Consider the following 23,197-nt stretch of genomic DNA (forward strand, 5'->3'; position numbering starts at 1 on the left):
ATAATGGGGTTTTTATATTTGCTATGTGAACTTATAATTAAATACTATTCAAAGGTAAAATATCGAGTAAATAAGAAAACTTTTTATTTTTTTCTTATATTACATTCTATATAAAAGACAATATTTTAGGATTCTTCTTTTATATATTTTAAATATCTATAAGGATCGAATAAGTAATAGATATGTTAAATTGTACATTTTTCCCAATATTATATATAATCTTACTGGAAATTACTATTTTTTATATTTTTATAGAATTATCAACAAAAACAAAGGGGGAAAAGAGATGAAAAAAGTATTATTATCTATTTTCTTGATCTTTACTATGGTATTCTTTTCAGCATGTGGACAAAAAGATCAACAAACTGATAAGGAAAACGATATCCAAGCATCAAAAGAAAATGAAGTACCGACTATTAGTGTTTCATGGGGAAATGAACTTCACACAGGAATTATGCATGTTCCATTAAAAAGAGTAGATGATTTTAAAAAGAAAGGTACATATTTTAACCCTATATCTAATGAACAATTTGAATTAATAAAAGACGATAAGAAATTGGCTCTATTTAATTTTATTCCTACTAAAGGTGGATCTGAGGTTGCATCTTTAATGAGTCAAAAACATTTGGATGCTGCATTTACTTCTAATACTGCAATATTATCAGCAGTAGATCAAGGAACACCTATCAAAATATTGTCACCAATACAAACAGATGGGGTTGCTTTAGTATTTTCCCCAGATAAAAATTTTTATGGATGGGAGGAAGTAAAAAAACATATACAAGGTTCTAATGTACCAGTTAAAATAGGATATCACTCTCCAGTAAGTGGACCTAGAATTGTACTAGAGTCAGTTCTGAAAAATGAAGGATTAAAAGTAACAGAAGATCCTAATAACTCTAAAGCAGATGTGTTACTTGTTGACTTGAAAGGATCTAAAAATCTTTTACCATCACTTTCTAGTAAACAGGTAGATGCATGGGTAGGTCCGTCACATTATCCAGAAGCAGCAGAAGTAGAAAAGTTAGGTAAAATAGTTCTTAACTTAAAAGATTTCCCACCTGCTGGAAAGTGGGAAAACTTCCCTTGTTGCGTATTTGCTGCAAGAGAGGATATATTAGAAAAATACCCAGAAGTATTTGAAGCTATGACAGAGCTAATTACTGAAAATGCAAAATATACTATGGAACATAAAGATGATGTTTCAAAAATAATGGCAGAAATAATAGGAGTACCTGAAGAAGCCATAAAGGCTTCTCAAATCAAATATACTACAGATCCTTCAGAACAATGGCTTTCTGGTATTAAAGTATATGTTGATGCTCTTAGTAATATGGGAAAATTGACAGGAGAGTTAAAAGGGAAAAATTTTGATGAAGTAAAAGATAAAGCATTTGACTTTACTTATACTAATAAAGCAAATAATAAATAGAAAATAAAAACTCTCTGTTATTAATAACAGAGGGTTTTTTATGAGGTGAAGCTATGAAAACTACTATTAAAAATATATTTATATCTTTTATTATTCCTATATTATTTCTTCTAATTTGGAGTAGTGTATCTAAAAATGTTGATAACAAAGTTATACTTCCACCTATAGAAGAAGTTGTTGCAAACTTTAAAAATGCAAATGATAACTTCATAGGTTTAGGATCAATTCCAAGTAATATATTAGTTAGCTTAATGCGTGTATTACTAGGATACTTTGTAGGCGTATTAATAGCATTACCACTAGGTGTATTAATGGGATATAAAGAAAGCGTTAATAAACTTTTCGATAACTTTATAAACATGTTTCGCCCAGTACCACCTTTAGCATGGGTTCCGCTAGTATTAGGATGGTTTGGAGTTTCAAGTATTGCTACTTTTGCAGGAATAAATCAAGGAGAATGGTATGTATATCTTAATAATTTTAAAATATCTATGATTTTTATTATAGCACTTGGGACTTTCTTTCCTGTATTGACAAATGTAGTTTTTGGTGTGAAGAATGTTAGAAAAACTTTAATAGATTCTGCAAAAGTACTTGGAGCCAGTGAAAAAGATATATTTTTAAAAATTCTCCTACCAGCAGCAGCTCCAACAATAATAAATGGACTTAGGACGGGACTAGGAATAGCATGGGCGTGTTTAGTATCTGCTGAAATGTTACCAGGAAGTTTATCTGGAGTAGGGTATCTTATTACACATGCTTATGAATTAGCTAGAACGGATTTAGTTATAACAGGGATAATATGTATAGGATTAATAGGAGCCTTTCTTGATTTTATTTTTAGATTTTTGGAGAAAAAATATTTTTCTTGGGAGAGTCGTACTAGATAGGGGGGGAGTAATTTGGAAAGTTGCATTGTTATAGATGATGTAGAAAAGATATTTACCACACAAGAAGGTTTAGTTGTTAGGGCATTAGATAAAATAAATTTGGAAGTTAAAGAAAATGATTTTATATGTGTAGTTGGTCCATCAGGATGTGGTAAGTCGACATTACTTAGAATTATAGCTGGACTTGAATCTACTAGTAAAGGAAATATTCTATATAGAGGAGTTGAAATGAATAAACCTATTAAAGAAGTAGGTATGGTATTTCAAAACTACTCTCTTCTACCTTGGCGTACGGTATTAGATAACATAGCCTTAGGTCTAGAATTTAGAGGTATTAGTAAAAAAGAAAGAGAAAATAAAGCAAGACATTATTTAAATATCATAGGAATGAATGAATTTGAAAATGCATATCCTTATGAATTATCAGGTGGTATGCAACAAAGAGTAGCTATTGCAAGAGCTTTAGCAAATGACCCTGATATATTACTAATGGACGAACCTTTTGGAGCATTGGATGCATATACTCGTATAATACTACAAAAAGAGTTATTAAAGATATGGGAATCTAATAAAAAGACTATACTATTTGTTACGCATAGTGTAGACGAGGCAGTTTATTTATCTGATAGAATTGTAGTTATGTCTAGTAAGCCAGGAAAGATTAAAGATATAATAGAAATTGACATGTCTAGACCTAGAGATAGAGCAAATCCAGAATATGCAATTATGACTGCAAGACTTTTAGATATGTTGGAAGATGAGAATATGGCAAATAATTTAGGTAAATAAATATAAAATAGAATTTTTATATTATGTATTATAAAGACTTTACCTTAATTTAATATTTATTAAATTATTGATAAAAACTCCTTATTATTAAACTAAAGAGCAAAATAAAAAGGAGTTTTTATCATTTATTTTAATTAGATTTTAAGCTTTTTATTTTTTATTATTTTTCATTTGAGATAAAAATGACATTGCCATTTGGAAGTTCTTTAGAAGTTCATTTTTTACGATTTCTACATTTTTTTCTTCAGTACCTTCTTTAACTGTAACTCTACATATATTTTTACCTATTTCAAGTTGGACGAAGTCATCCTTTAATATAGACTGGCATACTTCTTTAATCATAGCTTTAGTATTTTTATCCTGTAAATAAGATTCGAAATGATTTTGTAAAGAAATTAATATTCTTTTTTCCTCGTCTAGCTCTATATATTTAACAAATTGATTTAAAATACTATTCATAATAATCCCCTTCCTTTAAAGTCATTTATTAAGTAATATATCAATTTAATAAAAACTAAAAAATAGTATACAATACATTATAAACTATTAGGCTAATCTTAGTGATAAGAAAGTTATATAAATTTTTCTTGATGAATGTACAAGGTTATAATAACATATATGTGACTAAAAATAATAACGTTATAACAAATAGTAAGGAATGATAGTATGCTAGATTTTTTACCTATAAATAAAGAAGATATGGAGAAAAGAGGATGGGAACAGCTAGATTTTATAATAATAACAGGAGATGCTTATGTAGATCATCCTTCATTTGGTGTTGCTATTATAAGTAGATATCTAGAAATAAGAGGATATAAAGTTGGTATAATAGCTCAGCCATCATGGAAAAACCTTGATGACTTTAAGAAGTTAGGAAGACCTAAATTGGCCTTCTTAATAACAAGTGGAAATATAGACTCTATGGTAAATCACTATACAGTTGCTAAAAAAAGGAGAAAAGATGATGCTTATTCACCTGGAGGAAAAGGAGGACTTAGACCTGATAGAGCAGCTATAGTATACTCACATAAAGCTAGAGAGGCATATAAAAATGTACCTATAATACTTGGTGGAATAGAAGCTAGTTTAAGAAGATTTGCCCACTATGATTATTGGGATAACAAAGTTAGAAGATCAATATTATTAGATTCAAAGGCAGATTTAATATTATATGGAATGGCTGAAAAACAAATAGTTGAAGTAGCAGAAGCCTTAGAAAGTGGTATTCCTATAGAAGAAATAACTTATGTTAAAGGAACTGTGTACAAAACTAGAGATAAAGAAAGACCATATCAACCTATAGTTCTACCAAGTTATGATGAGTTATTATCATCAAAACAAAAGTATGCTGAAAGTTTTATGATACAATATGAAAATTTAGATTCAATACAAGGAAAATCATTAGTCGAAACATATGGAGATGTATATGTGGTGCAAAATACACCAACAGATCCACTAACACAATCTGAACTTGATAATGTATATTCACTACCATATATGAGAACATATCATCCTATATATGAAAAAGATGGTGGAATACCTGCTATAGAAGAGGTTAAGTTTAGTCTTATAAACAATAGAGGATGTTTTGGAAACTGTAACTTTTGTGCATTAGCCTTTCATCAAGGAAGAGTAGTACAGTCAAGAAGCCACCAGTCTATACTGTCAGAAGCTCAAAAAATCATTTGGGATACAGAGTTTAAAGGATATATTCATGATGTCGGAGGACCTACGGCCAACTTTAGACATAGAGCTTGTGATAAACAAATTAAGCACGGAGTATGTAAGAAAAAGCAATGCTTATTTCCAAAGCCTTGTAAAAACTTGAAAATAGATCATAGTGACTATTCAAATCTGTTAAGGAAGCTCAGAGAACTTCCAAATGTTAAAAAAGTATTTGTACGTTCGGGAATTAGATATGATTATTTAATACATGATAAAAATGATAAATTCTTTAAAGATTTATGTGAACATCATGTAAGCGGACAACTTAAAGTAGCTCCAGAACATATATCACCAAATGTATTAGAAAAAATGGGGAAACCCAATAAAGAAGTATACGAAAAATTTGTACAAAAGTATAAAAAAATAAATGAAGCACTTGGTAAAAATCAATTTTTAGTTCCATATTTAATGTCAAGTCATCCAGGAAGTACGTTGAAAGACGCAATTGAATTAGCAGAATATTTAAGAGACTTAGGATATATGCCAGAACAAGTTCAAGATTTCTATCCTACTCCATCAACATTGTCAACTTGTATGTACTATACTGGATTAGATCCTAGAACTATGAAGAAAGTATATGTACCAAAGACACCACATGAAAAAGCTATGCAGAGAGCTTTAATACAATATAGAAGACCTCAAAACTATGAATTGGTATATGAAGCTTTAAAAAAAGCTGGAAGACTAGATTTGATAGGATATGGTAAGAAGTGTTTGATTAGACCTAGAAATAAAAATAGAAATGTTGATGATAAACATAGTTTTAAGAGAAAAAATAATCATAAACAGAAAGATAGTTCTAATAATAGGAAAAAAACAAAAAAGATGAAGGTAAGAAAGTTTAAGAAATAAAATTATAAGTATTAAAACTATGATTTAAAATATGAAAAGAAAAATCTATAGTAAGTTTACTATGGATTTTTCTTATTTAATAAAAACTAATGGACTTAGAATATAAATCATTTGATTTTTTATATTTGTATATAAGTTCTAAAAGTACATGGAATATATTGACAAACGATATACTGTGAAATAAAGACCATAATGTTATATAATATCAGAGTAATAGAAATAATTACTTGTAGTAGAATAAGTTTATGTATATAATTAACAAGTCAATAAATAAAACTATATTTGTAATAACTTCATCAAATAAAACAAAAACTTATTTGAAAAGTAATATACTTGATTAATACTGAACTAATAATTAAATGTTCTAGTTTTGTTTAAAAAGCTTTTGAATAGGTAAAATAAATATGTTACAATGTTTTTGTCAAAAAACGACATAATCTTGAGAGAAGGTAGGAATAATTTTGAAAAAGATAATGGATAATATAAGGAATATAGCTATAATAGCTCACGTTGATCATGGAAAAACAACACTAGTTGATGAGCTACTAAAGCAAAGTGGTACTTTTAGAGATAATCAATCTGTTGGTGAAAGAGTAATGGACTCTAATGATATAGAAAGAGAAAGAGGTATAACTATACTTTCCAAGAATACGGCTGTATATTATAAAGATACAAAAATAAATATTATAGATACTCCTGGACATGCTGACTTTGGTGGAGAGGTAGAACGTGTTTTAAAAATGGTAAATGGAGTAGTGCTAGTAGTTGATGCATTTGAAGGTCCTATGCCACAAACTAAATTTGTTTTGAAAAAGGCACTAGAGTTAGAATTACCAGTTATAGTATGCATAAATAAAATAGATAGACCGGAAGCAAGACCAAATGATGTTATAGATGAAGTACTAGATCTATTCATAGAATTAGGTGCAACTGAAGATCAATTAGACTGTCCTTTCGTATATGCTTCTGCTAAAAACGGAACGTCTTCATTAGATATGAATAGTCAAGATTCGAATATGAAATCATTATTTGAAACTATAGTAGAATATATTCCAGCTCCTGAAGGTGATGATGAAGAGTCTTTACAAGTCCTTATTTCAACAATAGATTATAATGAATATGTAGGAAGAATAGGAATCGGAAAAGTAGAAAGAGGAACTATAAATCTAAATCAAGAAGCTGTTATAGTGAATGATGAGAGACCAGATGAGAGTAAAAAGGTTAGAATTACTAAGATATATGAATTTGAGGGACTAGATAGAATTGAAGTAAATGAAGCTAAAGTTGGAAGTATCATTGCAGTATCAGGCGTTGAAGGTATACACATAGGGGATACAATATGTGATGTAGAATGTCCGGAACCTTTACCATTTGTAAAAATATCTGAACCTACTATTTCTATGACATTTGCAGTTAATAATAGTCCATTTGCAGGACAAGAAGGAAAATTTGTTACTTCAAGACAACTAAGAGATAGATTATTTAAAGAACTTCAAACGGATGTAGGATTAAGAGTAGAAGAAACAGATGCAACAGATGCCTTCAAAGTATCTGGTAGAGGAGAACTTCACTTATCTATACTAATAGAAAACATGAGAAGAGAAGGGTATGAGTTCCAAGTATCAAAACCAGAAGTTTTATATAAAATTATAGATGGTAAAAAACATGAACCTATGGAAAAAGTTACAATAGATGTTCCAGAAGAATTTATGGGAGCAGTTATAGAAAAGCTAGGTAAAAGAAAAGGTGAACTTATAACTATGGGTGCATCTAATGGAGGATATACTAGATTAGAAATTTTAATTCCAGCTAGAGGACTTATTGGATATAGATCAGAGTTCATGACAGATACTAAAGGGAATGGTATACTAAATTCTATGTTTGAAGGATATGAGCCTTATAAAGGAGAAATAACTAGGAGAGCACAAGGATCATTAGTTGCATTTGAAACTGGTGACGCTGTTGCATATGGTCTTTATGCAGCACAAGAGAGAGGAATACTATTTATAACTCCAGGAACAAAAGTGTATTCTGGAATGATAGTTGGCCAAAATGCTAAGTTAGGAGATATAGAGGTTAATGTATGTAAGAAAAAACAGCTTACAAATACTAGAGCATCTGGATCTGATGATTCATTAAAATTATCTCCACCTAAAACGCTAAGTCTAGAAGAAGCACTAGAGTTCATAGAAGATGATGAGTTAGTAGAAGTAACTCCGGTTAGCTTAAGACTAAGAAAAAGTATACTAGATAAAAGTTTAAGATATAAATCTAAGAAAAAATAAGAGATTGGGATTTCCCAGTCTCTTATTTTTTCAATAAAATAACCTAATTTGGATATACTAAATTTGAGGTGAGAAATTTGAATCAGATTAGGAATAAGATGAAAACTATTGGTGTAATTTTACTTATAATTGTGATATCTACAAGTTTGATATCATGTAAGAAAAAACAAAAAAAGATTTCGAATATAAGTAAAGAAGCCAAAGAATTTGGAAAGTTAAAAGATATATTTAAAAATACAGATAAGATAAGAGAACAAGTGGAAAACATAAAATTAGAATCAGAGAAGCCAATAATAGAAGATATAGAAGAACAAGAGAAAAAAAGTAATGAAAGTAAACAAAAAGGTAAAAAAACAGAAGAGAGTGAAGAAGTAGGACTTGGCAACAGCAAAGGTCAAGGAACTGGTGAAGGAGGAGCTGCAGGTGATGGCGCCGGCGGAGATGGTGCAGGAGGGGGACCTGGCGGTGGAGACGGTAAAGGAGCAGGTGAACAAGGTGGTAAAGAGAAAGAGCCTAAGAAAGGGTTAGAAGATGAAGCAGAAGAGAAAGCTCAAAGGATGAAAGAAAAAGAAATTAATACTATGTGGGAAAAAATCAAAAAGACATTGAAGGATATTCATACGGAATGGAATGACTATGAAGCACGTGTAGCAAATAAAAAATATAAGAAAGAGGATATTGCTAAATTTAAGACTAATTTAAACGAACTTACTGTATATATAGAAAATAAAGATATAATAGAGTCACTTCAAGAAACTAATAAACTCACTTTAAATATAGCAAAGTTTTTTGAAGCTAATAAAGGAAAGCCAGACTCTGATATTATAAAATTAAAATATTATGCTCAACAAGTATATCTAGATGGATTACAAAATGAATGGGATAAAGCTAAGGATAATGTAGATTCATCTTTTGATACCTATAAGAAACTAGAAAAGAAGATAAAAGAAGTTGAAAAAAAGAAAGAAGAAAAAGAAAAAAAAGAAGATAAAAAAAATAAAAAGACGAAAAAAAATAAAGAGATGAAACAGAATATGGAAAAGCTAAAAGTGTCTTTAGACAATCTAAAAAAATCTATAGAAAAGAAAAATCCAGAACTAGTTAAGATAAAAAGAAATATTGTATTTAAAAATGTAGATTCGATTGAAGAAAATGAAGGAAGCTAAATAAGTTAAGGAAATGGAATTATCCATTTTCTTTTTTTATTGTTAAGAAATTGTGGGAAAATAGAGATAATAGGTTACGATATTGATAAGAATTGATATATAGTTTATATAATAAGTATGTAGAACATAAACTTGATTAGCAATATATGTTATAATATCCATATACAAAAAACAGAACTTTCTATAAAATAAGGGGCTGAAGAAATGAGTAAATTTAAATGTTTAATATGTGGAATGACTATAAATTTAGAAAGTTATGGATTAAATAGTAACACATTTATTAAAAGAAATCAGAAAGATAATATTATCAATTGTCCATTCTGTGGAGTTGGTAAAATTTATTTAGGCGATGAAAAAGATATATATGAAGTAGATAATTCAAATTTGGATACAAAGACTTTAAAAGTATTGGATAATGCAATGAAATTCGAAGTATTTAATGGAGAATTTTACGAAGAAGCTAGTAAGTTAGCTAAGGATAAAGCAGTTAGAGAGCTTTTTAAAGATTTGAAGAATATAGAGTTTATGCATGCAAGAATTCATAAAAGATTAGGTGGATTTGAAAATCTTCCAAAACTACATAAACCTGACTATACTAGACATAATACGGATAAACTATTACTTGAGGAAGCACAAAAACGTGAAGAACATGCTATAGCATTTTATAAAAAAAATAGTGAAATAGTTTGTAGTGATATAATAAGAGATATATTTCAAGCATTATCAGATGTTGAAAAACAACATGAGATTATAACAAGTAGTCATCCCATGAAAAGATAAATAAATGTGAAAAATTAGCTAGAGGTGAATCAAATGAAAAACGAATCAGTACTAGATTATTACGTATACAATGAAAAACTTTATAATACAAAAGATGATTATGGATTTAAAAATTGTAAAGGATCGCTCATATATGAAGTAATAAGGGTAATTGATGGTATAGCTCTATTTGAAGAAGATCATTTAGATAGGATCAGAAAATCTGCTATGATATTGGGGCATAGAGTTAATAAAACTAATGAAGAGATATCCAAAGAAATAAAGATATTGATAGATAAAAATAATATTAAAAATCAAAATATAAAGCTAATATGTAGCAGTTTAGAAGAAGAAAATCAGGATTTTTTAGCTTATTTTATAAAAAGTTACTATCCAGAAAAAGAAATATATGAAAAAGGAATACATACTATATTATTTAAATCTGAAAGAGAAAATCCTAATGCTAAGGTTATAAATAATGACTTTAGAACACAAGTAAATGAAGAGATAAAAAAACAAGGTGCATTTGAAGCTTTACTTGTAAATGAAGAAGGTTTTGTAACAGAAGGAAGTAGATCAAACATGTTTTTCATAAAAGATAGAAAGGTTTTTACAGCACCAGCTGGGGATGTTCTTTTAGGCATAACGAGAAGTGAAATATTGAAAGTATGTGAAGAATTAGCAATAGAAGTTGTAGAAGAGAATATACACATAAATGACTTAAAAAATATTGATGGAGCATTTATGTCAGGTACATCTGTAGGAGTACTTCCAATATCAACTATAGATAATATAAGATTAGCTTCTGTAAGTAATGATCTAATACAAAAAATAGGAGAAGGATATTCTGATAAAGTTAGCAAATATATTCAAAGTAAAAAGTAAATTTAAATATCTATTAACTTAAATTAATATAAAGCTGTAATATTAAAGTATAGTAATGTGTATATATAGTACTATTAAGGGCTTACATTTGGAGGGGATTATGCACACTTTTACTATACTTTTTATGTTCTTTGTAGGACTTGTTGTTATAATAAAAGGTGGAGATATGTTTGTAGATGCTTCTGTTTGGTTTGCTAAAAAAACTGGAATCCCTAGCATATTTATAGGTGCAACTCTAGTAAGTTTAGCTACAACTTTACCAGAGTTTTTTGTATCAAACATAGCAGTCATACAAGGACATGCTGAAGTTGCAATAGGCAATGTAATAGGTTCAGCTATATGTAATATAGGTCTTGTATTATCAATAACTTGTATTATTTCTCCTATAGATATAAGAAGAAGGTTTTTTAGTATAAAAGGATTTATAATGTGTTTTTCTATAGTTGTATTATATATATTATCTTATAATAATATAATTGGGAAACTAGAAGGAATTATTCTTGTTGGAATACTAATAATTTATATAATTATAAATATACTTGAATTTAAGACAATTACAGAAGTATCAAAAGAAGATAATCGTATAAAAGGAACACTACCATCAAGTATTACAAAGTTTATATTTGGAGCAATACTTACAATATTCGGAGCTAGATTATTGGTGAATAGTGGTGTACAGATAGCATACATGTTGAATATTCCTGAAGGTATAATAGGACTAACTTTAATAGCTTTGGGAACGTCATTACCAGAACTTGTTACATGCATAGTATCCGTTATCAAAAGACAACAAGATATATCAGTAGGAAACATAATAGGAGCTAATATAATAAACATATGCATGGTGCTTGGTAGTTCATCTCTAGTATCTGAAAGTGGACTTATATTTTCACTTAAAGATATAAACTTGTTGGGTATAAAACTAACCGATATATCTCAAACTCTGTTACTAGATATTCCAGTTTTACTGATATTATCAACATTAGTTGTGATATTTGGATCATTACATAGGAGGATAAATAGAAAACATGGAATATTACTTTTAGCTATATATTCTTTTTATATGATAGCAATATACAAAATAACCTTTTAATAAATAGTAAGGAGAGATATTATCTCTCCTTTTAATGCTTTATTTACTTAAATCTAAAAATTTATTAATATCCATCTCTATTTGTTTTAAAGAGCTTCTCCAGAAATCAAGAGAGTTAATGTCAAATCCCATCATTTTAGCTACGTCTACAATATTATTTTTCCCTGTCTCAGCTAGCAATTTATCATAATCTTTTACAAAATCATTTCCACGCTTTAAATATTCGGAATAGATTCCTTTAGAAAATAGTAATCCAAATGCATAAGGAAAGTTATAAAAACTTCTACTAGCACTATAATAATGAGATTTATTTATCCACATATAAGGATGTAGATAAGAAGAATCTAAACTGTCACCATAAGCTTCTTTTTGTGAATTTATCATTATTTCTTTTAGTTCACTTACAGTTAAAGCAGAATCTTTTCTTCTTTTAAAAACTTCACTTTCAAATAAAAATCTACTATATATATCAACTATAACTTGACCTGCGTTAGATATGGATGACTCTAGAATACTAAGAGCTTCTTTTTCTTTAACTTCTTTTAATGCTGCATTCATAACTATAGTTTCACAAAAAATAGAAGCAGTTTCAGCTATAGGCATAGGATAAGAACTATTTAGTATAGATTCATTAACTAAACAAGAACCATGATATCCGTGTCCCAATTCATGAGCTAAAGTAATCATATTACTAAAACTACCATTGAAATTAGCTAATATTCTACTTTGTTTTATAGCGTGTATATTTGAACAAAAGGCTCCACCTCTCTTACCTTCTCTAGGCTCTGCATCTATCCAATTATTTTCAAATGCATTATCTGCATAGTCTGCAAGTTTATCACTAAAAGTTCTAAAGTTTTTAACTATATAATTTCTTGCTTCGTTGTAAGTAAATTTAATGTTAACATCTCCTATAGGTGCAAAAATATCATAAAAAGGTAACCCATTTTTATGGCCTAATATTTTACTTTTTCTTTTATAGTACTTATGAAAAATAGGTAAACTTTCTTTTATAGCTTGGAACATAGAATCCAAAGTTTCTTTACTCATTCTAGAATTTAAAAGAGTTTCTTCTAAAGGTGAACTATAACCTTTTAGATTACATAAAGTAATAACTTCTCCTTTTATACCATTTAAACATGCACAAGAAGACTCTTCTATTTTTTTATAAGATTCTAACTCTGACTCGTATGCTTTCTTTCTTATATTTGGATTTTTATCATATGCCATGTTTCTTATAATAGGAAGAGGAAGTTGCTTATTCTCTCCATTTATATTTATATCAATTAACAAAGTTGAAGTTATCATATCCTGAAGTTTTGCCCATGCTTTAGAGCCTGTATTGGACATTTTTGAAACTATGTCTTCCTCTTCTTCACTTAGAAGGTATCTTGCATTTCTTGATAATTCTTTAAGATAAAATCTATGTTCTTCTAATAATTTAGAAGAAGATATAATACTTTCTAAGTTACCTATACATCCTAACCATTTTTGAAATGATACTGATGGTTTTGTAAGTTCTGTATATTTTACTTGTAATTTTTCTAAGGTTTTTAAAGCTATTTCATTTCTTGCCTCAACAGTAGTAGTTAGATTAGCAAATGTTATTAATTTAGTAAAAACATTATAAAAATCTATTTGAAGAGTTATGTATTCTTCTATTTTTTTCGCAGCATTATCTTCAGATTCAAGGTTATTCTCAGTCCAAAGCTTTATTTCTTTAAGTTTTTTATCACATAATATCAAATCATTATTAAATTCTTTAGAATCAAAAGAATTATACAAATCATCCAAACTCCATCTCATATTCATTAAAAAAACCTCCCAAAGCATTTTATAAATTACATTATATTATATAGTTTACTAAAATTAAAATATTTATAGTAAGCGTTAAACTATTACTTAATTAATGATAGGTATTTTTAATCTGATATATGAACTAAGTGTTATAAAGATGTTAGGAATAATCATTATAAATAGATAACACAATAAAAACTAAAGCATAATATTGACTTTTGTCACGAATTATTACTAAAAAGTTACAAAGGGTAAAGAAATATAAAATAGTATTGACTGTAATCGTGACATGGTGTACTATTAGATTATAACACTAGAACATTAACTAAGAAGAAGGGAGGATGTTATGAATATATCATTTAATGATAATGTACCAATATATATTCAAATAATTAATGGCATAAAAAAGGATATATGTATTGGTAACTTAAAAGGAGGAGACCGGTTGCCATCTGTAAGAGAGTTATCACAAGAATTAAAGGTAAATCAAAATACTATACAGAGAGCTTATCAAGAATTAGAGAGAGAGGGCTACAGCTTCACTCAAAGAGGAATAGGTACATTCATAATTGAAGATGATGAAATATTAAATAATACTAAGATAGATATGGCTACTAAAGAAGTAGAGTACTTTATAACTGCGATGCTAGAGCTAGGATTTAATAAACAACAAATAATAAATATTGTATCCAAAAAATTAGAAGGAGATGATATATTATGGGATCAAATATAGTTGAGATTAAAGGTTTAAGTAAAAACTATATTAGAAAAAAAGCACTAAAAGATGTTAACCTTAATCTTGAAAAAGGTAAAATATTAGGTTTATTAGGACAGAATGGTAGTGGAAAAACTACTCTTATGAAAATAATGGCTGGTTTACTTAGAAAGTCATCAGGAGAAATTCTTATAGATGGACATAGTCCTGGTATATATACTAAATCAGTAGTTTCATATCTTCCAGATAGAAGTTTTCTATATAAATGGATGAAAGTAAAAGATGCAATAGATTTTTATAAAGACTTTTTTGATGATTTTGATGAAAAGAAAATGGATGAACTTTTAGATTTTATGAAGTTACCTAAAGATGCTAAAGTAACGACTTTTTCAAAAGGTATGACTGAGAAAATGAACTTGTCTTTAGCACTTTCAAGAAAAGCTAAATTATATATATTAGATGAACCTATAGGAGGCGTAGACCCTGCAACTAGAGATAAAATATTAGATGCTATCATTAATAACTATACAGAGGATAGTTCCATGATTATAACTACTCATCTTGTAACAGATATTGAAAGAGTATTTGATGAAGTTGCTTTTATTAAAGAAGGAGAAATAATTTTATCAGGTGATGCAGAAGAGTTAAGACAAAGTAAAGGGAAATCTATAAATGACATATTCAAGGAGGTATCTGAGTAATGAGAGACTTTTTAAAATATGATATAAAAGGTAATTATAAATCATTTTCTTTAATATATATAGCTACAATAATATTTAATATATTGATTCTTACTAGGTTAGGAAAATGGCATCCAGGAGCTGTTATCGCATCTACATTTGGATTAGCTGTAATATCTCTAGCTATTATAACTATATTTAATATAAGTTCATACTATAAAGAGTTGTATTCAGATAGATCATATTTGACATTTACATTGCCTATAAAAGGCAGTAGTGTGTTAGCATCCAAACTAATACTATCTATATTTTTGATAGTTCTATCATATATAATAACTCTTGTATTTGGATATTTATTAGTAAGTAGTGATACAATTAATAATATTATGCCTGGAGTAAAAAATATTGTTACATTAAAAATGCTTATTATGCTTTCAATATTTGCAATAATACAAGAACTTCCTTTTTTAATGCAAGTATTCTTTGCAATAACTATAACTAAAGCATCTATTGCAAGAAATAGAAAAATTGGTAAAGGACTAGCATTTATAATATTCTTTGTTATAAACATAGGAGTTAGTTATTTAAATTCACTAATAGTTAAAGCTTTTCCTAAAACTATAGAGTTTGGAGATGCACTTAAATCATTGATTGGAAAGGGTATGGATTCAAATATAATTTTTAAAGTAGCAGAAATTAATATAGCTTCTACTATATTTGGGATAATAGTATTCGTAGTATTATTTGCAGTATCATCATATTTATTAAATGACAAAATAGAGCTATCATAGTATATTATAAAATCTATAACTAATACAAAAGGCGTATTCTTATTAACAGTTTAAGATACGCCTTTTATATTTTGCTATTGTAAAGTATGATAAAAAGACTTGATAATTAATTTAAATATTAACACTATAGGAAAATATTTAAATTCTCTTTATCAAACTGAATCCAAACTTTGCTATTTATAGTCAAAGATAAATTCTCGGTAGTATGTCTCATACAGATTATAGATATATTAATACCTATGTCTACAATAAGTTTATTACAATGGTTCTTTGGAATAATTTCTTTAACATATCCCATAAAAGTATTTTCTTTACCATATATTTTTTTATTTGAAATTTTTACTTTATCAGAAGGTAAACATATGTGAGTGTTATATCCATCTTCTTTGTGTATAATTTTAATTTGTATATCGTTTTCTAAATATGCTATATTATTTTGAATATAACATGAAAATATATTTTCAGCTCCAATAAATTTTGCTACAAGAAGAGATTTTGGATTATAAAAAATTTCTTCAGGAGTACCTACTTGAAGTAATTGTCCTTCAAACATTATACCTATCCTATCTGCGAGATACATTGCTTCATTAAAATCATGAGTTATGTGTATTGTAGTAGTTTTTAAAGTTTTATGGATACTTTTTAACTCCCTCATGAACGATTCTTTAGTATTTGGATCTAGTGCACTCATAGGCTCATCTAAGAGAAGAATTTTAGGATTGATAGCTATTGCTCTAGCAAACGCTATTCTTTGTTGTTCACCACCACTTAAAGTAGAAATGCTTCTTTCTAGTAAATATTTAATATTGAGAATATCACATATTTCATTTAAAAATCTATCTTTATAACTTTTAGAGAATTTTTTTGAGTTTAATCCAAATAATATATTTTCCTTTACAGATAAATGAGGAAATAACATATAATCTTGATATACAAAACCAATATTTCTATCTTCAGGAGGAATATTATTTGCAATAATATTGTTAATATATAAATATCCACTATCAGGAGAATACATACCTGCTATTGTTTCTAATATTATTGTTTTCCCTGTACCAGTAGGACCTAATATTACAAAGTATTCGCCATCCTTAACTTCTAGAGTGATGTTTTTTAATTCAAAAGTTCCAAATTTCTTATTAACATTTTCTAATTTAAGCATATAAAGTATCCCTTCTTATATAAGTTAATAATATTTAGTTTTTTCAAAGGTTCCAAATATAAATAGAGAAATGAAAGAAATAATAATAAGAATTACAGATGAAGTCAATGCTTTATCTACGTCTCCAGAAGATACATTTAAAAATATTGAGGCAGGCAGTGTTTCTGTTTTAAATCTCGTAGTACCTGCAAGCATAAGTACAGTTCCAAATTCCCCTATAGCTTTTGACCATGTAATAACTATACTTGCAAATAAGCTTCTCTTTGCTAATGGTATGGTAACTTTAAAAAAAGTTTTGAAATTACTATATCCTAAAGTTCTAGATACAAACTCTAGTCTTGGATTTATATCTTCTATTGATGCCCTTAATATTCTTATCATGTAAGGAACATTTAAGAAAAAATGTGCTAATATTATACCCTTAATAGTGAAAATAGGATTTAAGTTTATTTTATCTAAGAAATTACTTATGTATCCAATACTAAAAGTAAGTAATAAAGCTAATCCAGATGCAAGAGGAGGTAATGATATTGGAACCTGTAAGATAGAATTAATAAAATTTTTAAAAGGAAAATTATATCTAGCAAGACCATATGATATAGGTATTGAAAATAATAAGCAAATCAATGTTGAAACAGTAGATGTAAAAAAGCTTAGCTTTATTGAAAATAATATTTCTTCTTCCAATATAAGTTCAAAAAGATTTGGAATTCCTTTATATAAAACTGTAGATATAACTAAAAGAATAAAAATTAGAAACACCATCATAAAAAAATATATTATAAAAGAAAAAAATGAATTTCTATAATTACTTTTTGACATTAAATATACACACCTCTATTTATTTACAGGTTTCAAATGAAACTTTTTAAATATATCTTGTCCTTCTTTAGATGAAACAAAATCAACAAATTTTTTAGCTTCTTTTGAATTTATGGAACTAACTAGAGTAGAAATTGAAACAAGCTTAATTAGATTTTGTTCTTCAGGGATACTAACAACTTCTAACTTGTCTGATTGGAGTATATTATCTTCCCATATAATAGAGGCATCACCTTTATTTTCTGAGAGATGAAGTACTAGCTCATTTACAGTTGGAAAAGTAGCTACTACATTTTTCTTTACATTTTCATATATATTAGACTTATTAAGAAGTTTAGCAGTTAACTTCCCAAGTGGAGAGGATTCATCTTCATATATAACTTTCAGTCCTGGCTTAGTTAAGTCTTTTAATTCTTTAATATTAGCGGGATTCCCTTTAGCAACAGCTATAGCGGGTATGTGCTGTACTAAATCTTTTTTGTAGTCAACTAATTTTTTTGAATTTGCCTTTTCATAATCTTCATTTGTGGCAACTAATAAAGCATCTCCTTTTTTAGATATCTCAGCTTGAGATATGATTTGTCCAGAATGACCAAAAGTATAGTTTATTTTTATATTGTGCTTTTTTTCAAATTCCTTTCCTATTTGCTCCATAGGCTTTTTTAGTCCTCCAGCACAGTAGACTAATAGAGAATTTACTTCTGAAGACTTATCTTTTTCCTTAGGTGAATTAGTTTCTTTTATATTATTTTGAGTATTTATACTACTATCTTTTGAATTACAACCTATCATAAGAACAGAAAGTATAAAAACTAAAATAATTAAACTTAATATACTCTTATAATTTTTGAAGACTTTCATAAAATCACTCCTTTTAAATAACTAAAATTTAATAAGCATCGTTATGCTATGGAAAGTATATCGCATTATAAAATCAATGTCAATATAAGAGATATGTTGTAAAGATATATAAACTTAAAACTTATTTCAATTAGTCATATTACGACGAAGAAGAGTATATATATATTTAAATTGATTACTAAGATTAGAGGAGGAAATATGACTATAAATATACTTGATGATGAATTTGAATATTTATGTGAAATTGAAAACTTTAAAAGCTATAAAGTATTGGGAGCTCATATAAGGAAAGAAAATAAAAAGATCGGAGTAAGATTTTCTGTCTGGGCACCTAATGCTAAATCTGTATCTGTTGTAGGTAACTTTAATGATTGGTGTGGAAAGAAACATAGAATGAAGAAATTAAGCAAGAAAAACATATGGAGTTTATTTATTCCAGGATTGAAAGAAGGAGAACTATATAAGTATGAAATTGAAACTAAAGAAGGAAAGAGATTTTTAAAATCAGATCCTAATGGATTTTATCATGAATTAAGACCGAATAATGCATCTATAGTTTTTGATGTATTTGATTATAATTGGACTGATAGTAAGTATCAGAAAATAAAAGAAAAAAGAGATATATACAGTGAACCAATGATTATATATGAAGTACATCTAGGTTCATGGAGAAGAAAAGAAAATGGAGAATTTTTAACATATGTAGAGTTAGCAGATCAACTTTTAGATTATGTAGTAGATATGGGATATACACATATTGAAATTATGCCACTTATAGAACATCCCTTTGATGGTTCTTGGGGATATCAAGGTGTGGGATACTATTCTATAACAAGCAGATATGGTGATCCAAAAGATTTTATGTATTTTATAGATAAATGTCATAGTTTAGGAATAGGAGTAATACTAGACTGGATACCTGCACATTTTTGTAAAGATGAACATGGTCTTGCAATGTTTGATGGTACACCTGTTTATGAATATGAAAATCCTATAAAAGGAGAAAATCATCAGTGGGGAACATTGAATTTTGATTTAGGAAAGGAAGAAGTTGTTAACTTTTTAATTTCAAATGCAATGTTTTATTTTGATATATTTCATATAGATGGACTACGAATAGATGCCGTTTCTAGTATGTTATATCTTAACTTTGGAAAAGAAGATGGAGCTTGGATTCCTAATAAACATGGAGGAAATGAAAATATAGAAGCTATAAGATTTATGAGAAAGTTAAATGAAGTTGTTTTTAGTAAGTATCCCAATGCATTAATGATAGCTGAGGAGTCTACTGCATGGCCACTAGTTAGTAAGCCTACATATCTAGGAGGGTTAGGATATAACTATAAATGGAATATGGGATGGATGAATGATATGTTAAAGTACATGCAAATGGATTCTGTCTATAGAAAGTGGCATCATGAATTAATTACATTTTCATTTATGTATGCTTTTTCAGAAAACTTTATTTTACCTCTATCTCATGATGAAGTAGTTCATTGTAAGAAATCATTATTAGATAAAATGCATGGAGACTATTGGCAAAAGTTTGCTGGATTAAGACTATTGTACGGATATATGATGTGTCATCCAGGAAAGAAGTTATTATTTATGAGTGGTGAATTTGGACAATTTATCGAATGGAATTACAATAGTGAATTAGATTGGTGTTTATTAGAATATGACATGCATAGAAAATTACAATTATATAATAAAGAACTTAATCATATATATAGAAAAGAAAAAGCATTGTGGGAAATAGATCATAGTTCAGATGGATTTGAATGGATAGATCCACATAATTATAGTCAGAGTATTATCACATTTATGAGAAAAGGTAAAAAGAAAGAAGAATATATAATAGTTGTTTGCAATTTTACTCCTACGGTTTATGAAAATTACAGAATAGGAGTTCCGGATTTAGGAGAATACAAAGAAATATTTAATAGTGATTGGGAAAAATATGGAGGATCAGGCTATAGAAATATTGACACATTAATTTCAAATGAAAAAAAATGGCATAGTCAGCCTTATTCATTAGAAATGAAAGTACCTCCACTAGGATGTGTTTATTTGAAGATGATAAAACCTATAGAAAAAGATAAAAAAGATAAATCTTTGAATGAGATAAATTTAAACACAAATAAAAAGTCATTAAAAACTAGGAGGTAGATATATGGAAAAAAGAAAAAAAGAGTGTGTGGCAATGATATTAGCAGGGGGGCAGGGTAGTAGGTTAGGAACTCTAACTAAAAATCTTGCTAAACCTGCAATTCCTTTTGGTGGTAAATATAGAATAATTGATTTTACACTTAGTAATTGTAGTAATTCAGATATTGACACTGTAGGAGTATTAACTCAATATCAGCCACTTATTTTAAATAGCTATATAGGAATAGGTTCACCTTGGAATTTGGATAGACATAAAGGAGGTGTTACACTTTTACCACCTTATGTAGATGTTAAGGGAGGAGAATGGTATAAGGGAACGGCAAATGCCATATATCAAAATATAAATTATATAGATCAATATAATCCAGAATACGTCTTGATATTATCAGGAGATCATGTTTATAAAATGGATTATTCTTTAATGATAGATTACCATAAAGACAAGAATGCAGATGTAACTATTGGAGTTATAGAAGTTTCTTTTGAAGAAGCAAGTAGATTTGGAATTATGAATACGTATATAGATGGAAGAATATACGAATTTGAAGAAAAGCCAGAAAAACCAGAGAGTAATTTAGCTTCCATGGGGATATACATTTTTAACTGGGAGATTCTTAAAAAATATTTAATAGAAGATGAACTTGATGAAACGTCTGATCATGATTTTGGAAAAAACATAATACCTAAGATGGTAAATAATGGTCAGAGAATGTATGCACATAAATTTAATGGATATTGGAAAGATGTAGGAACTATAGAAAGCTTCTGGGAAGCTAATATGGACTTACTTTCTGAAAATACGGATTTAAATTTATATGATCCTAATTGGAAAATATATACTGAAAATGCTAATTATCCTCCTAACTGTATATTAGAAGAAGCTGTGGTGAAAAACTCTTTAATAAATGAAGGATGCATGGTAAGAGGAAATGTTGAAAATTCTATACTTTTTCAAGGGTCATATATCGGCAAAAATACTATAATAAAAGATTCATTGATACTTCCTAATGTAAGAGTAAGTGACAATGTTGTCATAGAAAAAGCTATAGTTGGAGAAGGCAGTATAATTACTGAAGGAAAAAGAATAGGATCAGGCCTTAACACCTATAATCATTTGAAATGCGAGATATCTAAAACAGGTATTACAATTGTTGGAGAAGGCACACTTATATAAATCGCGTTAAGGGGTGAGAAAATGAATGATGTAATAGGAATAATTAATAACACTAAAGAAGAGAAAGATTTAGATAATATAATAAATGGCAGGTCCTTAGCTACTATTCCATTTGGGGGCAGATATAGACTTATTGATTTTACATTATCTAATATGGTCAATTCTGGAATAAATAATGTAGGAATTTTAGTTAAAAAGAATTATACATCACTTATAGGACATATACGATCTCCAAAAGAATGGGATTTAGATAGAAAGAAAGACGGACTTTTTATACTTCCTCCTGACAATGAAAATGTACAACATGGTACGGTAAAAGGTGATTTAGAAATATTAAACTGTAATATGAACTATTTAATTAAAAGTAGACAGAAATACGTATTAATATCAGGAGCTAATATAATATGCAATATAGATTATGCTGAAGCATTAAAGTATCATAGAGAAAATAAAAACGATATAACTGTTATATATAAAAAGTTTGAGAAAGGATCTCTAGATTGTCCTCATTGTACAGAAATAAAAATTGATGAAAATAAAAGAATACTTGATATGAAGTTAAACTCTAAAAAAACAAGCTTTTTAAACATGTCCATAGATATGTACATAATGAAGAAGGAATTATTAATAGAAATTATCAAGGATTGCATTTCAAAAGAGGAATATGATCTACTCGAAGATGGTATTATAAAAAGACTCAAGGATTTAAATGTTTATGGTTATGAATTTATTGGATATGCAGGTAGTATTAGATCTATAAATCACTATTATAAACATAGTATGGATCTTATTAATCCAGAAATATGGAGAGAACTATTTTTTAAATCAGGAACTATATATACAAAAATAAAAGACTTAGCACCTTCAAAGTACGGTAAAGATTCTAGTGTAAAAAATTCTTTGGTATCTAATGGATGTATAATAGATGGAATTGTTGAAAATAGTGTCATATTTAGAGGGGTTAAGATAGAAAAAGGAGCAGTTATTAAGAATAGTGTTATTATGGAGGATTCATCTATAGAGGAAGGTGCAATATTACAGAATGTAATTATAGATAAAGACTCACTTATAACTAGGGATAAGAAGCTCATTGGAAATGAAGACTATCCTGTTGCTATAGATAAAAGAACTATTATTTAGATGTACTTAT

The 23,197-nt window shown here is 28.1% G+C and carries 20 protein-coding genes; 15 read left to right on the plus strand and 5 right to left on the minus strand.

What is annotated here, in order from left to right; genetic code table 11:
- Positions 1-286: 286 nt before the first annotated feature.
- From CLPU_RS11510 to CLPU_RS11520, 3 genes are read left to right on the plus strand one after another with little or no spacing between them, the layout of a single operon-like run.
- On the plus strand, positions 287-1,432 hold the full coding sequence (locus tag CLPU_RS11510) for an ABC transporter substrate-binding protein (RefSeq protein WP_050355813.1): 1,146 nt from the start codon (positions 287-289) through the stop codon (positions 1,430-1,432).
- A gap of 53 nt (positions 1,433-1,485) precedes the next feature.
- Positions 1,486-2,322, plus strand: a complete 837-nt coding sequence (locus CLPU_RS11515) for an ABC transporter permease (protein ID WP_050355814.1) — start codon at positions 1,486-1,488, stop codon at positions 2,320-2,322.
- 12 nt (positions 2,323-2,334) lie between these two features.
- Positions 2,335-3,111 carry an ABC transporter ATP-binding protein gene (locus CLPU_RS11520; protein WP_050355815.1) on the plus strand — a complete coding sequence of 259 codons (777 nt, stop codon included), beginning with the start codon at positions 2,335-2,337 and terminating at the stop codon, positions 3,109-3,111.
- A 150-nt stretch (positions 3,112-3,261) separates the two neighbouring features.
- Here the strand turns inward: CLPU_RS11520 and CLPU_RS11525 are convergent, their stop codons facing one another.
- On the minus strand, positions 3,262-3,570 hold the full coding sequence (locus CLPU_RS11525) for a hypothetical protein (RefSeq protein ID WP_050355816.1): 309 nt from the start codon (positions 3,568-3,570) through the stop codon (positions 3,262-3,264).
- A gap of 207 nt (positions 3,571-3,777) precedes the next feature.
- On the opposite strand from CLPU_RS11525, the gene CLPU_RS11530 reads away from it, so the two are divergent.
- The 6 genes from CLPU_RS11530 to CLPU_RS11555 all read left to right on the plus strand — a co-directional run bounded on the left by CLPU_RS11530 (position 3,778) and on the right by CLPU_RS11555 (position 11,876).
- Positions 3,778-5,688: a YgiQ family radical SAM protein gene (locus tag CLPU_RS11530; RefSeq protein ID WP_050355817.1), complete on the plus strand. Its 1,911-nt coding sequence runs from the start codon at positions 3,778-3,780 to the stop codon at positions 5,686-5,688.
- A 461-nt stretch (positions 5,689-6,149) separates the two neighbouring features.
- A complete protein-coding gene (gene typA, locus CLPU_RS11535) occupies positions 6,150-7,973 on the plus strand; it encodes a translational GTPase TypA (RefSeq protein ID WP_050355818.1) in 1,824 nt (607 codons plus the stop codon).
- Positions 7,974-8,050: 77 nt separating this feature from the next.
- Positions 8,051-9,139: a hypothetical protein gene (locus CLPU_RS11540; protein WP_050355819.1), complete on the plus strand. Its 1,089-nt coding sequence runs from the start codon at positions 8,051-8,053 to the stop codon at positions 9,137-9,139.
- Positions 9,140-9,343: 204 nt separating this feature from the next.
- The gene (locus CLPU_RS11545) at positions 9,344-9,919 is read left to right on the plus strand and encodes a ferritin family protein (RefSeq protein ID WP_050355820.1); all 576 of its coding nucleotides are present in this window, start codon (positions 9,344-9,346) and stop codon (positions 9,917-9,919) included.
- A gap of 33 nt (positions 9,920-9,952) precedes the next feature.
- Positions 9,953-10,783: an aminotransferase class IV gene (locus tag CLPU_RS11550; RefSeq protein WP_050355821.1), complete on the plus strand. Its 831-nt coding sequence runs from the start codon at positions 9,953-9,955 to the stop codon at positions 10,781-10,783.
- A 100-nt stretch (positions 10,784-10,883) separates the two neighbouring features.
- On the plus strand, positions 10,884-11,876 hold the full coding sequence (locus CLPU_RS11555) for a calcium/sodium antiporter (protein WP_050355822.1): 993 nt from the start codon (positions 10,884-10,886) through the stop codon (positions 11,874-11,876).
- Positions 11,877-11,915: 39 nt separating this feature from the next.
- Here the strand turns inward: CLPU_RS11555 and CLPU_RS11560 are convergent, their stop codons facing one another.
- Complete coding sequence (locus tag CLPU_RS11560; protein ID WP_050355823.1) at positions 11,916-13,688, minus strand: M3 family oligoendopeptidase; 1,773 nt, start codon at positions 13,686-13,688, stop codon at positions 11,916-11,918.
- 331 nt (positions 13,689-14,019) lie between these two features.
- Between CLPU_RS11560 and CLPU_RS11565 the strand changes: the two genes are divergently transcribed.
- The 3 genes from CLPU_RS11565 to CLPU_RS11575 are packed head-to-tail and all read left to right on the plus strand — an operon-like array spanning position 14,020 to position 15,859.
- Positions 14,020-14,406: a GntR family transcriptional regulator gene (locus CLPU_RS11565; RefSeq protein WP_050355824.1), complete on the plus strand. Its 387-nt coding sequence runs from the start codon at positions 14,020-14,022 to the stop codon at positions 14,404-14,406.
- Positions 14,391-15,089, plus strand: coding sequence for an ABC transporter ATP-binding protein (locus CLPU_RS11570; RefSeq protein ID WP_050355825.1), 699 nt, complete (start codon positions 14,391-14,393; stop codon positions 15,087-15,089). The genes CLPU_RS11565 and CLPU_RS11570 overlap by 16 nt, the downstream gene beginning before the upstream one ends.
- Positions 15,089-15,859 carry a hypothetical protein gene (locus CLPU_RS11575; RefSeq protein ID WP_050355826.1) on the plus strand — a complete coding sequence of 257 codons (771 nt, stop codon included), beginning with the start codon at positions 15,089-15,091 and terminating at the stop codon, positions 15,857-15,859. The genes CLPU_RS11570 and CLPU_RS11575 overlap by 1 nt, the downstream gene beginning before the upstream one ends.
- Before the next feature lie 124 nt (positions 15,860-15,983).
- On the opposite strand, the gene CLPU_RS11580 is transcribed toward CLPU_RS11575, so the two are convergent.
- From CLPU_RS11580 to modA, 3 genes are read right to left on the minus strand one after another with little or no spacing between them, the layout of a single operon-like run.
- Complete coding sequence (locus tag CLPU_RS11580) at positions 15,984-17,021, minus strand: ATP-binding cassette domain-containing protein (protein ID WP_050355827.1); 1,038 nt, start codon at positions 17,019-17,021, stop codon at positions 15,984-15,986.
- A gap of 24 nt (positions 17,022-17,045) precedes the next feature.
- Complete coding sequence (locus CLPU_RS11585; RefSeq protein WP_050355828.1) at positions 17,046-17,843, minus strand: ABC transporter permease; 798 nt, start codon at positions 17,841-17,843, stop codon at positions 17,046-17,048.
- Between the two features lie 15 nt (positions 17,844-17,858).
- Positions 17,859-18,704, minus strand: a complete 846-nt coding sequence (gene modA / locus CLPU_RS11590; RefSeq protein ID WP_050355829.1) for a molybdate ABC transporter substrate-binding protein — start codon at positions 18,702-18,704, stop codon at positions 17,859-17,861.
- A gap of 198 nt (positions 18,705-18,902) precedes the next feature.
- Here modA and glgB point away from each other — a divergent pair, with 198 nt between their 5' ends.
- From glgB to glgD, 3 genes are read left to right on the plus strand one after another with little or no spacing between them, the layout of a single operon-like run.
- Positions 18,903-20,873, plus strand: a complete 1,971-nt coding sequence (gene glgB, locus CLPU_RS11595; protein WP_050355830.1) for a 1,4-alpha-glucan branching protein GlgB — start codon at positions 18,903-18,905, stop codon at positions 20,871-20,873.
- Between the two features lie 4 nt (positions 20,874-20,877).
- Positions 20,878-22,047 (plus strand): glucose-1-phosphate adenylyltransferase, encoded by a 1,170-nt coding sequence (locus tag CLPU_RS11600; protein ID WP_050355831.1) that lies wholly within the window; start codon positions 20,878-20,880, stop codon positions 22,045-22,047.
- A 21-nt stretch (positions 22,048-22,068) separates the two neighbouring features.
- Positions 22,069-23,187, plus strand: coding sequence for a glucose-1-phosphate adenylyltransferase subunit GlgD (gene glgD, locus CLPU_RS11605; protein WP_050355832.1), 1,119 nt, complete (start codon positions 22,069-22,071; stop codon positions 23,185-23,187).
- Positions 23,188-23,197 lie beyond the last annotated feature (10 nt).

This window comes from Gottschalkia purinilytica, from assembly GCF_001190785.1.
Lineage (GTDB): Bacteria > Bacillota > Clostridia > Tissierellales > Gottschalkiaceae > Gottschalkia_A > Gottschalkia_A purinilytica.

Coding starts and splice junctions, on each gene's coding strand:
- CLPU_RS11600 (WP_050355831.1), top strand. CDS start 20,878: ATGGAAAAAAGAAAAAAAGAGTGTGTGGCAATGATATTAGCAGGGGGG.
- CLPU_RS11555 (WP_050355822.1), top strand. CDS start 10,884: ATGCACACTTTTACTATACTTTTTATGTTCTTTGTAGGACTTGTTGTT.
- CLPU_RS11580 (WP_050355827.1), bottom strand. CDS start 17,021: ATGCTTAAATTAGAAAATGTTAATAAGAAATTTGGAACTTTTGAATTA.
- CLPU_RS11510 (WP_050355813.1), top strand. CDS start 287: ATGAAAAAAGTATTATTATCTATTTTCTTGATCTTTACTATGGTATTC.
- CLPU_RS11545 (WP_050355820.1), top strand. CDS start 9,344: ATGAGTAAATTTAAATGTTTAATATGTGGAATGACTATAAATTTAGAA.
- CLPU_RS11575 (WP_050355826.1), top strand. CDS start 15,089: ATGAGAGACTTTTTAAAATATGATATAAAAGGTAATTATAAATCATTT.
- CLPU_RS11560 (WP_050355823.1), bottom strand. CDS start 13,688: ATGAATATGAGATGGAGTTTGGATGATTTGTATAATTCTTTTGATTCT.
- CLPU_RS11585 (WP_050355828.1), bottom strand. CDS start 17,843: ATGTCAAAAAGTAATTATAGAAATTCATTTTTTTCTTTTATAATATAT.
- modA (WP_050355829.1), bottom strand. CDS start 18,704: ATGAAAGTCTTCAAAAATTATAAGAGTATATTAAGTTTAATTATTTTA.
- CLPU_RS11530 (WP_050355817.1), top strand. CDS start 3,778: ATGCTAGATTTTTTACCTATAAATAAAGAAGATATGGAGAAAAGAGGA.
- CLPU_RS11565 (WP_050355824.1), top strand. CDS start 14,020: ATGAATATATCATTTAATGATAATGTACCAATATATATTCAAATAATT.
- CLPU_RS11550 (WP_050355821.1), top strand. CDS start 9,953: ATGAAAAACGAATCAGTACTAGATTATTACGTATACAATGAAAAACTT.
- CLPU_RS11570 (WP_050355825.1), top strand. CDS start 14,391: ATGGGATCAAATATAGTTGAGATTAAAGGTTTAAGTAAAAACTATATT.
- CLPU_RS11515 (WP_050355814.1), top strand. CDS start 1,486: ATGAAAACTACTATTAAAAATATATTTATATCTTTTATTATTCCTATA.
- glgD (WP_050355832.1), top strand. CDS start 22,069: ATGAATGATGTAATAGGAATAATTAATAACACTAAAGAAGAGAAAGAT.
- CLPU_RS11525 (WP_050355816.1), bottom strand. CDS start 3,570: ATGAATAGTATTTTAAATCAATTTGTTAAATATATAGAGCTAGACGAG.
- glgB (WP_050355830.1), top strand. CDS start 18,903: ATGACTATAAATATACTTGATGATGAATTTGAATATTTATGTGAAATT.